This window comes from Psychrobacter sp. T6-6 (genome assembly GCF_052258185.1).
GTDB lineage: Bacteria > Pseudomonadota > Gammaproteobacteria > Pseudomonadales > Moraxellaceae > Psychrobacter.
Window position 1 is genome coordinate 68453 of sequence record NZ_JBQQEX010000001.1, and the last position, 11928, is coordinate 80380.

At 42.2% G+C, this 11928-nt stretch carries 9 protein-coding genes; 5 read left to right on the top strand and 4 right to left on the bottom strand.

The features are described 5' to 3' along the window. Positions 1 to 63: 63 nt before the first annotated feature. Positions 64 to 1512 carry a solute carrier family 23 protein gene (locus ACTXGL_RS00250; protein WP_443524053.1) on the bottom strand — a complete coding sequence of 483 codons (1449 nt, stop codon included), beginning with the start codon at positions 1510 to 1512 and terminating at the stop codon, positions 64 to 66. A 537-nt stretch (positions 1513 to 2049) separates the two neighbouring features. Here ACTXGL_RS00250 and ACTXGL_RS00255 point away from each other — a divergent pair. After that, positions 2050 to 3486 (top strand): L-serine ammonia-lyase, encoded by a 1437-nt coding sequence (locus tag ACTXGL_RS00255; RefSeq protein WP_443524813.1) that lies wholly within the window; start codon positions 2050 to 2052, stop codon positions 3484 to 3486. Positions 3487 to 3639: 153 nt separating this feature from the next. Here ACTXGL_RS00255 and ACTXGL_RS00260 read toward each other — a convergent pair whose 3' ends face one another. From ACTXGL_RS00260 to xthA, 3 genes are all read right to left on the bottom strand, one after another. Then, positions 3640 to 4038 (bottom strand): DUF4377 domain-containing protein, encoded by a 399-nt coding sequence (locus tag ACTXGL_RS00260; protein WP_443524055.1) that lies wholly within the window; start codon positions 4036 to 4038, stop codon positions 3640 to 3642. A 415-nt stretch (positions 4039 to 4453) separates the two neighbouring features. Further along, on the bottom strand, positions 4454 to 5677 hold the full coding sequence (gene argJ, locus ACTXGL_RS00265) for a bifunctional glutamate N-acetyltransferase/amino-acid acetyltransferase ArgJ (RefSeq protein ID WP_443524057.1): 1224 nt from the start codon (positions 5675 to 5677) through the stop codon (positions 4454 to 4456). Between the two features lie 68 nt (positions 5678 to 5745). Further along, entirely contained in the window at positions 5746 to 6570 is an 825-nt protein-coding gene (gene xthA / locus ACTXGL_RS00270; RefSeq protein WP_443524059.1) for an exodeoxyribonuclease III, read from the bottom strand. Positions 6571 to 6787: 217 nt separating this feature from the next. Between xthA and ACTXGL_RS00275 the strand changes: the two genes are divergently transcribed. From ACTXGL_RS00275 to ACTXGL_RS00290, 4 genes are all read left to right on the top strand, one after another. Continuing rightward, positions 6788 to 7390: a hotdog domain-containing protein gene (locus tag ACTXGL_RS00275; RefSeq protein WP_443524061.1), complete on the top strand. Its 603-nt coding sequence runs from the start codon at positions 6788 to 6790 to the stop codon at positions 7388 to 7390. 78 nt (positions 7391 to 7468) lie between these two features. Beyond that, positions 7469 to 8230, top strand: a complete 762-nt coding sequence (locus tag ACTXGL_RS00280) for an ABC transporter ATP-binding protein (protein WP_443524063.1) — start codon at positions 7469 to 7471, stop codon at positions 8228 to 8230. A gap of 194 nt (positions 8231 to 8424) precedes the next feature. After that, a complete protein-coding gene (locus tag ACTXGL_RS00285; protein WP_443524064.1) occupies positions 8425 to 9219 on the top strand; it encodes an ABC transporter permease in 795 nt (264 codons plus the stop codon). Between the two features lie 584 nt (positions 9220 to 9803). After that, entirely contained in the window at positions 9804 to 11501 is a 1698-nt protein-coding gene (locus tag ACTXGL_RS00290) for an AMP-binding protein (protein ID WP_319050376.1), read from the top strand. Positions 11502 to 11928 lie beyond the last annotated feature (427 nt).

Consider the following 11928-nt stretch of genomic DNA (forward strand, 5'->3'; position numbering starts at 1 on the left):
TATTGGCATAATAGACTGTATTACTTATTTAAGCATTTCAGATTGACTTATTATATAGTCTAATTATTTAGCCAATGATTGCTTAGTTGCTTTAGTCTCAGCGCTTTGGTTAAACAATGCATTTAATACGATAGCAGCCAAGGTAGCCGTACCAATACCGCCCAAATCAAAACCACCTAAGTGCAAGCTAAAGTTTCCCGTACCCATGATTATGGTCACTGCCGCGATAATGAGGTTGCTGTTTTTACTGAAGTCGATCTTGCTGTCTATCCAGATTTTTATCCCCGCCACCGTGATAAGACCAAATACCACAATAGACGCACCGCCCAACAACGCGGCTGGTATCGTTTGGATAATCGCCCCAAACTTCGGTGATAGACCCAGTATAATTGCAACGATACCTGCAACGACAAATATTGTTGTGCTATATACTTTGGTAACTGCCATCACACCAATATTTTCCGCATAAGTGGTTACCCCTGTACCACCAAATCCAGCCGAAAAAGTCGTGGCCAAACCATCCGCCAAAAACGCTCGACCCATATAAGGGGTGACACGAGCTTTAGTCATACCTTCTACTGCCTTAAAATGTCCTAAATTTTCAGCTACCAAAATAAAGGCAACAGGAGCAATTAAAATAATAGCACTCATCTCAAAACTTGGGGTATGAATACTGGGTAACCCCAACCATGAGGCAGCGGCGACCGTACTAAAATCAATTGGCGTACCAAACCCTAAAACATTGGTCATGACAAAATAAGCAAAATAGGACAGCACCAAACCTACCAGTAATAACAGACGGCGTAACATGCCGCGCGTAAATATCGCTACACTGCTAATGAGTAATACCGTCAACGTGGCCATCCAAGCATCAAACTGATTGGCAGAGACACCCTGAATGGTCACTGGTGCCAAATTCAGACCAATAATCATAACGATGGCACCAGTAACAATGGGCGGCATCAAACGCTCAATCCAGCCTGTACCCGTTTTCATCACCAGCAAACCAATTAACGCATAAATAATACCGCAAGCCATGATGCCGCCTAGCGCGACATTCAAATTATCATTGAACCCTGCCCCTGCATAAGCGGTCACCGCAATGACGGGCCCAATAAACGCAAAGCTCGATCCCAAGTAACTTGGCATACGTCCACCAGTGATCATAAAGAACATCACCGTACAGATACCAGACATCAAGATAGCTAGGTTAGGATCAAACCCCATCAATAATGGCGCAAGTACGGTCGCACCAAACATTGCAAACGTATGCTGTATCCCTAGCAAGACACTCTTTGATGGTGGCAGATATTCATTAATACCAACTGGATCACGGTCTAAGTTACCTTTGTAGGCTCGCCATGTCGGAAACCAGCGACCATTTTCAAAATCTGGATTGTGTGGGTAGTTTATGGCTGCGGAATCAATACCTGCAGCCTCTAATGCATTGTGAGCTGACTGATCTTGAGCGCTGTTCTCTGGAGCTGATGATGGGTCTTTTTGTGATGGCATGCGCGCTTGTCCTATGTGAGCTGAGCTAAAGTAATAGGCTAAAATAACTAATGAGCTAAAAACTGAATGAGGTTGATAGACTGACCAACAAAACCGCGTAAGTTACAGATGATTTAAATCGAAGAAACCTAACGTTCCCTATCAATAATATGTCATCTTAATTCATTCATTTATGTTGTAATATGACAAACCAAAAGTATTATTTGGTATGATAGCCAAGTCTTGATAGCTGCATAAGGCTGAAAAGTATTATCAAAAACACACTTGCCCTTTTGCACGCTAGCATACTCAGTAGCGATATTTACTTACAGGATGTTACATAGTCGTTGACTCCGAGCATGATAGCGGAGTTTCAAAATAAATAAAAGTTATTATTCAGTCATCACTTGTACTCTTTCGTGTTAAACCTTTTATAGACAGTGTCTCGCATGCCCCTGTTAATGGTGGCTGCGGGCGATAACCGTCTGTTATATTCTCAATAAAAGCGCTCAATGTAATCGTGAGGATTGCTAAGGCTCTTAAACTTTTCGGTAACTTATTATGATTAGTGTTTTTGATTTATTTAAAATCGGAATTGGTCCATCAAGCTCACATACTGTCGGGCCAATGGTAGCCGCCAACCTGTTTTTGGACTCATTAACCAAACAGATAGCATTGACTGCCGTTGCTAAGATAGAAATTGAGCTGTATGGCTCGCTGGCGGCAACAGGAAAAGGACATGCCACAGATACGGCTATATTGCTAGGATTACTAGGTCATACGCCAAGCACTATTGATACGCGTATGAGTAGCAGCTACTTGTCCCCTATTTTTTCTGACAAAATATTGAACATATCAGGTACTCACACCATTGCCTTTGATACAGAGCAAGATATTCATTGGTACGATGATACTGTATTGCCCTACCATCCCAACGCACTGACACTACGTGCCATATCAAACGATGGCACTCGCTATCAACAGACCTACTATTCGATTGGGGGCGGCTTTGTTATCAATGAAGAAGATGCTACCGACCCAGACGAAGATCACGCCAGCCCAACCATCGATAGCGTGCCTTACCCGTTCAACAATGCAGCAGAACTTCTAGAGCAATGTCGTCAGCATGACTTGAGTATTAGCGAATTGGTACTGGCAAATGAGTGCCACTTCCATGATAAAGCAGAGATATTTGCTTACTTAGATAGTATTTGGGAGGTCATGCAAGACTGTGTAAAGCAAGGCTGTGAAAATGGTGGTATCTTGCCAGGTGGCTTAGATGTCAAGCGCCGTGCACAAGATTTGCACGTACAACTGTGCGCTGAAAAAGATCAGCCTATCACCAAAACGGATAAACTCGCCGCTATGGATTGGGTAGACTTATACGCACTTGCCGTCAATGAAGAAAACGCCAATGGCGGTAAGGTCGTGACAGCACCAACCAACGGCGCCGCAGGTATTATTCCTGCCGTACTGCACTACTACCGTGACTTTTTGCCCAACTATAGCCAAGACGGCGTTCGTAAGTTCTTGCTGAACGCCACTGCTATCGGTAGTCTAATCAAACAAAATGCATCTATATCTGGTGCCGAGGTCGGCTGTCAAGGTGAAGTGGGCTCTGCTTGTGCGATGGCAGGATCAGCATTAGCAGAGATCATGGACGGCACACCAGCCAAATGCTTAAACGCCGCCGAAATCGGTATTGAACACAACCTAGGCCTAACCTGTGATCCTATTGGTGGTCTGGTACAAGTACCTTGTATCGAGCGTAATGCGATGGGTGCGGTCAAGGCGATTAATGCTGCACGCCTAGCTTGTAGAGGAAATGGTCAGCACTTTGTCTCTTTGGACAAGGCCATAGAAACCATGAAGCAGACAGGCGCAGATATGTCTGATAAATATAAAGAGACTGCACGTGGTGGGCTTGCTGTTTACGCTGATAACAGAATTCCTACTGCTACTCGCGGTGTTAGTGTTAACTACAGTCAATGCTAATCTAAGTTATTGGTTGTGCTAATAGTAGATAATAACTAAAAAAAGATACCGTACTAACAACAAAAAAGACCTCTAAAAAATTAGAGGTCTTTTTTATGAATAGCATCATGACATCAAGTTCATAAAACTAAATCATGACGTTAAGTATTAGGATTACTCAGCAGTTTTTGAAACCACTTCGTTTAGAATCCAAACAGGCTGCACCATGTTCGATCCTTCAGCAGCGACTGCTTCTTGGCGTACATCTAGAACATAACGATAGTTTGGCTCATAAGTAAAGCCTTGGATGTTACCATTTAGAGTCGTGTAGTTTTTCTGATAGGTTTGACGATACTGTAAGCACTGTGACTCTACCATGCTGCCATCTGTTGCAGTCAGATCACAAACTGCTTTGCGCGGTGCGATCTCAACTTCGAAACTTGGGATATTAACCACTTTTACATTCATAGGCTGCCCTTCAACAACCATTGTGCGCTCGTCATCCATGCTCATAGTAGAGCAACCAGAAAGGGCGAAAGTTGTCATCAATGCTGCGAGTGCTAGTTTTTTCATTGTATGTTCCTCAAGTGAGTGGTAATAATTATTTATTGTGTGTCTAATATTATGTATCTAGATTTATTATTGAAACTGTTTTTCTATGGCAGTTATATTGCTAATTAAGCGATAACGATCCAAGTATACTTTTTCAAAAAGTCTCTTTTTATTATCGATATTATAAGTATCTTATAAACAGTGCCATTTATTTACTTAGGCAAGTATATGCTGCAAACCGACCTACTCTCTATGACTGCTTTGTAAACTAACGTCAGCTTTTGCAACTCATGTTAATAGTACGTATTAAATAACAGAGTGTTTTGATACTCGGCCTACATTAGAATGCAAAAAGGATTAAAAACTAAAAAGGCCAAAGCAAGTCCTGCTTTGGCCTTCTTTTAACGTATTCGAGAATTATTTTAGGTTAGAGTTGTTAGCTACGATAATCAGCATTGATCTTGACATAGTCGTAAGACAAATCACAGGTATAGACTGTGTCGCTAGCTTCACCACGAGCAAGATCAATATGAATAGTAATCTCAGCGCGGCTCATGACAGCTTTACCCGCCTCTTCCGTATAGCTCGGCGCAACACCACCATTTTGGCAAATCATGACCTCATCTAAATACACATCAACTTGCTCAGTGTCTAGGTCGTCGATACCCGCATAGCCAACTGCTGCTAGGATACGCCCCCAGTTTGCATCACTTGCAAAAAAGGCGGTTTTTACTAGCGGCGAATGCGCCACTGCGTAAGCCACATCGCAGCACTCTTGTGTGATCTGACCGCCAGTAACCTTGACCGTCATGAACTTAGTCGCGCCCTCACCATCACGTACAATTAACTGTGCCAGACGCACAAAGACTTGGGTCAATGCGTCAAAGATGGGCTGATAATGCGGATGTGCTGGACTATCAATAACATCTGAGCTGGCAGCCCCTGTTGCAATCAATACACAGCAGTCATTGGTTGAGGTATCGCCATCGACGGTAATGCGATTAAAAGACTGCTCATTAATAGCGCTCAACATCTCTTGCAATAAGTCAGCGGCAATATTGGCATCCGTTGCTACGTAGCCGAGCATGGTTGCCATATTTGGGCGTATCATGCCTGAGCCTTTTGACATACCAGTGATATGATAACTGGTACCTGACACCTCAATATTTTGGCTAGTAAGTTTAGGAATAGTATCTGTCGTTCGAATACCATTAGCGGCAGCCAGCCAGCTATCATCAGCTAAAGTTGCCAACGCATCATCTAGACCTGCAATGACTGCATCACTATTTAACGGCTCGCCAATCACACCAGTAGAAAACGGCAATATCGCATGAGTATCTACGCCTGCTTTATCAGCTAAGGCTGTACAGATGTCAACGGCGCGGCGTTTGCCATCAGCGCCTGTACCTGCATTCGCATTACCAGTATTAGTGACTAAATAACGAGGACTGGTCTTGGCAAAGTGCTCACGTAATATGCGTACAGGTGCAGCACAGAATGTATTTTTGGTCGTGACAACTGCCGTGGTCGCTTGTTCCGCAATTTCTATGACAACCAAATCATCACGGTTTTTGTAGCGCACGCCTGCTGCGGTCGCACTGAGTCTAATGCCGTCAATCGGGTAGATGGTATCAGGTACTGCTACGTTTCCAACAGCCATAATAAAATCCTTACTTTTTAATTGTTGTCGTTGTTTTTGAGGGTAATATAATAAACACCATAGGGATATTACGGTTTTTTCAGATCAAATGCTGACCAAATTGGTGCATGGTCAGAGGGCTTTTCCATAGCGCGTAGCTCATAGCTGATTCCAGCATCGATACATTCACTGATAAGATCAGATGTGCATAAAATATGGTCGATACGTAACCCGCGCTTAGGCTCATCATTGAAGCCGCGACTGCGATAGTCAAACCAGCTATATAACTCTGTGCTTTCGGGATAATGCAAACGATACGTATCAGTCAATTCACGTGACATCAATGCTGAATACCACTCACGCTCTTCTGGCAAGAACGAGGTCTTTCTATTTTTCAGCCAGCGCTTTGCATTAACCTCACCGATACCAATATCGGTGTCTTCTGGTGCAATGTTCATATCACCCATCACAATGAGTGAGCGACCTTCTGCCTTTAGCGTATCAATATAAGCCATCAAATTGGTATAATAAGCGCGCTTCATTGGAAACTTGGTCGGATGATCTTGACTCTCTCCTTGTGGAAAATAGCCATTGAGCACATCTATCTCACGTCCTTCGATCTCATAGCGCGCATGGATAAAACGCTTTTGCGCCTCTACATCTTCACCAGGAAAACCTTTTTGTACAAATATAGGGGCAGTTTTCGATAGTAGTGCCACACCATAATGTCCTTTTTGCCCAAAATACTCTACGTGATAGCCCAAGCCTTCTATATTATCAAGTGGAAACTGATCATCATGGACTTTGGTCTCTTGTAGACCCATGACATCAGGATCGATTACTTCACGCACCGCCTCAAGCTGATGCTGGCGAGCACGGATACCATTGATATTAAAACTGACAAAACGGGTCATAAAATGTCCTATACTGATTGGTTAAAATACGATGCTAATAAAAACGAATGCGCTATAAATGTCTATGATAACAGACCTCGTCTGCTCGAGCAGTTGCATGGCCTTATATCTTGAGCTAGAGTAGCTCTTATTATAAATATAATAGACGTTTCTTTATCGGCACAAGCATATATAGCGTCTTCATCAAACAATACTTATTAGAATACTGAGCACTATTATGACAATGACTGATCAAAAAAATAAAAATGCCGCCCTTAATAACACAGCCCCTAATAACAATATCGAACCACTATTTGCTAAAGACTATAACGTCTACATCAACCACACTGATGCTGGCGGTATAGTTTATCACGCCAACCACCTAGTATTTTTTGAAAACTGTCGCCGCGATTGGTTTACCAAGCTGGGTCTTAATGGTTATTTTTTGCAGACTGACGATGGCGATGTACAGCATTTTGTTGTGAGTCAGGCAGATTTACAATACAAAAGAGCCATTCTCTTAGATGAAATCATCAGTGTCCGCATCGATAAAGTAGAGCTAAAACCTGCCAGCATGATATTTTATCAAAGCATTCATCGAACCCTATCTGATGATGACACTGCCAAAACAACCAGTAGTCAGCTATTAAGCAGCACCAAGATCGTCATCGCCTGTGTACAGAATCTTGTCAAACCAGAGCCAATGGCCAATGAGCAAACAGACAATGACAAAACTAACACGACAGTGAATACAACCCCAATGCGCCCTATTCGTGTACCAAAACAACTGCGCGATAGTATTGGGCAAGCGATTAGCGCGCAAACGGGTGGATACCAATAGCACTTTATGAGTATAGATACTAGTAAGCCCTTACTTACATTTGAACATCTCTGGGTATATGGCAGACGAGCAGTCAGCATGTCTGACAATAAAGCTATAACAGACACACGAGCAAATGCTTCTGCTCTGCAAAAAATATATCAGAACTGGTCAGATAAGCTAAAGAACAATACGACGCCCGATGACCGGTCGACTCATAACAGCGCACTAATCAGTTGCGCAAGTGGCGAGCTACATTCAGGTCAAATAACTGTTTTGACAGGGGCTTCTGGTAGTGGGAAATCCGTATTGTTACGTGTGCTTGCAGGGTTACTGCCAATGAGTGCTGGTGATATTCTCTTACAGAGTAGCAGCGCGTCTTGTAACAGTGACAGTATTGAAGTCATTGAGCCTACAGAATGGCGCAAACAAGTTGCTTTACTTGCTCAGCACCCGCAACTGATGGAAGGCCGTGTCCTTGATAACCTAAAGATGCCTTATCAACTACAAGCACATCAGTCTCAAAGCTTTGATATCGACTGGCATGTTGCCCAGCTTGAGACGCTCAATAAAAATGCAGAGTTTTTGCAGCAAGAGGCCTATCATCTATCTGGTGGTGAGCGTCAACTCGTCAATACGTTGCGTCTATTACAACTGAATCCAAGAGTGTTATTACTAGATGAACCAACAGCTGCACTGGATATTGATACATCAGCACAATTGGTAACTCTGCTGATGAGCTGGTTACAGGTTAATAAACAGCGCACATTATTGTGGGTTACTCACGATACTAAAGACATCATGCCGCTGGCCAATAGACATTGGCAAATGCAGGCGGGTGTCTTAACTGAGATATCTTGAGACAATTATCCAACGCTAGATAAGCAGTTTAATCCCCCTTGCCCCCACTTTTTTACTCGTTTATTTTTTCATATCTAGAGTTGATCCAATTTAAGAGTGCTACAAGACAACCGAGTACAGATATATATGTCATACTTCAAGCGAGGTTAACGCTGTAACGCTTTTATAGTGGATTGACAATATAATGAGCACCTATGATTGGTACAGATGACATGCAAGTATTACTAACTTATGGTGATATCGCTCTTGCCAGCGGTCTAATTATTATCGTGCTTTTGGTGTCATGGCAGCTGCGCTTAAAACTGACAAAGACACTCTTAATCGCGGCTGTCCGTACCATCGTACAGTTGAGCTTTATTGGTCTGATCCTGGCGTGGATTTTTGCACGTGAACAATGGTATGAAGTTTTGCTGATTTTGACCATCATGACGCTTATTGCAGGCAGTGCTGCAACAAATCGTGTTAAACGCAGCTATAAGGGTTTGCTAACTGACACCTTATTAGCAGTGAGCACCTCGGCTGTACTCGTTACAGCGATAGCTATTGTGGTTATTTTAGGGGTTCAGCCTTGGTATACACCGCAATTCATCATTCCTGTACTAGGTTTGATACTGGGCAATTCTTTGACGGCTATCTCGTTGACCAGCAACCAGTTGATTGAAGCTTTTCACGAGCAGCAAGGGCGTATTGAGATGATGCTCAGTCTTTCTGCGAAGCCATTTGAGGCGGTACATGAACAGATACGCGCAGCAATAACCAATGGTATGACCCCAACACTGAACTCTATGCTAGTCGTCGGTATTGTCAGCTTGCCAGGTATGATGACCGGTCAGATACTGGCAGGTGCTGATCCTACACAGGCTGTTCGCTATCAGATTGTCACTATGTTTTTGATCTGTGCAAGTAGCACGCTTGGTTGTACTATCAGTGCTTTATTGATTTATCGACGCTTTTTTAATAAGCGCAAGCAATTTATGCTCCCCCAGTAGCTTCCTCTTTCTCTCCTCTCTATGAATTAACGATCAGACTTCACCGCTCTAAAGCGTTTATGATATCGTCGAGTAGTACTGGCTCCATGACAAATCTCATCGTGAGGCCGATTTATAGAGTAGTCATTTCCTATTCACACATCCATTGTGATAAAAAAAGCACCTCTCATATCTACCAAATACTTGTACGTCACATATTTTTCAGTTTTTTAGCTTTATGTATAGACTGCTCAGTTTTGCTTTCTGTTGTTGTTTTCAACGCTATTCATGCTAATGTATTGCTTAAATGTATCGTTTTTTTGATACCTGAGTTGCAAAGAGCAGATAATACTTATCTGAAATATCTATAATTTCTCTTAGGTGGTTATCTACTCGTTCAACGTTACTTAATTAATTAACCAATTGCTTTGGTAATTAAGAAGCATCGAACAACAGCAACACAAGTGAGCAGCCAGTCGATAGACAAGGACGTTGTCGAACACAGCAGAAGATAAAGTAGGTTACTGCTGTTTTGTTATATTTACGTGCAGATGGCTGCTTTCTTACAACACTTTAACCCATCCTAAATTGCAAGGACGCTGACCATGATGCCGAACAAACCTTGGCTTTCTCAATATCCCGCAGGTGTACCAAAAACTATTGATCCTGATAGATACAGTAGCATTATGGAGCTGTACGAAGAATGTTTTGACCGGTTTCGCGGTCATCCGATGAGCATCTGCATGGGTGTGACCCATACCTATAATGACGTCGACAAAGCATCACTGGCAGTAGCAGCATGGCTACAAGAGCAAGGTTTACCTAAAGGTAGTGTCGTGGCACTTATGATGCCAAACGTACCCCAATACTTACCAACCATGATCGGAATTTTGCGTGCAGGTTACATTTGTACCCCTGTCAACCCGCTATATACTGGAAGAGAGCTACGACATCAGCTTAATGACTCTGGTGCACAAGCAATATTTGTGGTCGATAATTTTGCACAAGCGCTTGAGCAAGTCATCGAAGAGACCTCTATCAAACGTATTATCTTATCGAAAATGGGCGATATGATGGGTTTAAAAGGTATTTTAGTGAATACCATTATCCGTCAGGTCAAACGCTTAGTTCCTAAGTACAACCTCAACGACCCTAAATATCATGTCACCAAATTTCCTGACGTATTGAAGAAAGGTAAAAACCTACCTTTCCAGCAGCCAAAAATGTCTTTAGACCAAAAAGCATTCTTACAATATACAGGTGGTACCACAGGGCTCTCTAAAGGTGCTATTTTATCGCAGCGCAATGTTGTGGCAGCGGCAATGCAATCAGAAGCATGGACACGACCTATCACCTCGGAGATCAATGAGGTATATATTAATATGGTTATGGCGCTACCGCTGTATCATATTTTTGCTTTTATGCTTAGTCTACTGGGTATGCGCTCAGGTTATACTTTCGTATTGGTACCCAATCCGCGTGATATTCCTGGGTTCGTCAAAACCTTATCAAAACAACCGTTCCATATCTTCCCCGCCGTCAACACTCTCTTTAAAGGGCTATTAGATAATCCAAACTTTAAAGACTTAAACTTTAGCTCGCTTCGTATTTCACAGGCTGGCGGCATGGCTGCAACCGAGCAAACTGCCAAACGTTGGCTAGAGGTGACTGGCTGCGCAATGATTGAAGGTTGGGGTATGACGGAAGGTGTTGCTGTCGGCACAGCGAACGTGATTACAAACCGTGAGTTTAATGGCACCATTGGCGTGCCTGCCCCTGGCGTAGATGTCATCATTATCGACGAAGAAGGCAATCAGGTAAAACTGAACGAAGGCGGCGAATTATGTATCAAAGGACCTAATGTAACTTCTGGATATCTAAACCGAGATAGTAGTGGTGATTTTACTAGTGACGGTTACTTCCGTACTGGAGACATCGTTAGTATGGATGATAAGGGCTATATCAAACTATTAGATCGTAAAAAGGACATGATCTTGGTATCAGGATTTAATGTGTTCCCAAATGAGATCGAATCTGTCATGCTCGACTGTGATGGTATCCTTGACTGTGCAGTAATCGGTATTCCTGATAGCCATCAGGGTGAGGCTGTCAAAATATACGTGGTTCCTGAAGACAACAATGTGACTAAAGAAATTATCAAAGATTTTGCACTAGACAACCTAACTGGCTATAAATGTCCGCGTCATATTGAGTTTGTCAGCGAATTGCCGAAAAGTAATGTCGGTAAAGTACTACGTCAAAAACTACGTGAAAAACATAATGCTGAGCACCCTCAGCTATAAGTGGTCTATATTGATCCCGAACATCATTTTATATTAATTCATGATTTCAGAAAAAAAGCCCCACATTAAATACGGGGCTTTTTTGTAGTGATTTTTTATATACAAGAATTTATAATGCTGTAACTGCTCTGTTAGTTTTACGATGCTGTTGATTTTTGACTCGTATCAATTTTTAGGCTTTCAGATCTCATCAATAATTTTATCCATTTAAAATAACCACTTATCTTTTTTAGCTTGCAACATATTTTTTTTGTTATATCAAACTTAAATATAAACTATTAAGTTCTTGTATAGCAATAACAAAATTAGTTGTAGTTGTGTTAATGTAATGCCGCAATGTGTCACTATGCTTTCTATCGATTCAATTTGTTTCTAAGCTAAATATAAGACACATTATTGCTACTGCTCTAAATGAATGTTTTGATTG

What these genes read in the sequence shown, in the direction of transcription:
- ACTXGL_RS00280 (WP_443524063.1), top strand. Translation starts at nt 7,469, where the DNA reads ATGTCTGACAATAAAGCTATAACAGACACACGAGCAAATGCTTCTGCT.
- argJ (WP_443524057.1), bottom strand. Translation starts at nt 5,677, where the DNA reads ATGGCTGTTGGAAACGTAGCAGTACCTGATACCATCTACCCGATTGAC.
- ACTXGL_RS00275 (WP_443524061.1), top strand. Translation starts at nt 6,788, where the DNA reads ATGACAATGACTGATCAAAAAAATAAAAATGCCGCCCTTAATAACACA.
- ACTXGL_RS00285 (WP_443524064.1), top strand. Translation starts at nt 8,425, where the DNA reads ATGATTGGTACAGATGACATGCAAGTATTACTAACTTATGGTGATATC.
- xthA (WP_443524059.1), bottom strand. Translation starts at nt 6,570, where the DNA reads ATGACCCGTTTTGTCAGTTTTAATATCAATGGTATCCGTGCTCGCCAG.
- ACTXGL_RS00260 (WP_443524055.1), bottom strand. Translation starts at nt 4,038, where the DNA reads ATGAAAAAACTAGCACTCGCAGCATTGATGACAACTTTCGCCCTTTCT.
- ACTXGL_RS00250 (WP_443524053.1), bottom strand. Translation starts at nt 1,512, where the DNA reads ATGCCATCACAAAAAGACCCATCATCAGCTCCAGAGAACAGCGCTCAA.
- ACTXGL_RS00290 (WP_319050376.1), top strand. Translation starts at nt 9,804, where the DNA reads ATGATGCCGAACAAACCTTGGCTTTCTCAATATCCCGCAGGTGTACCA.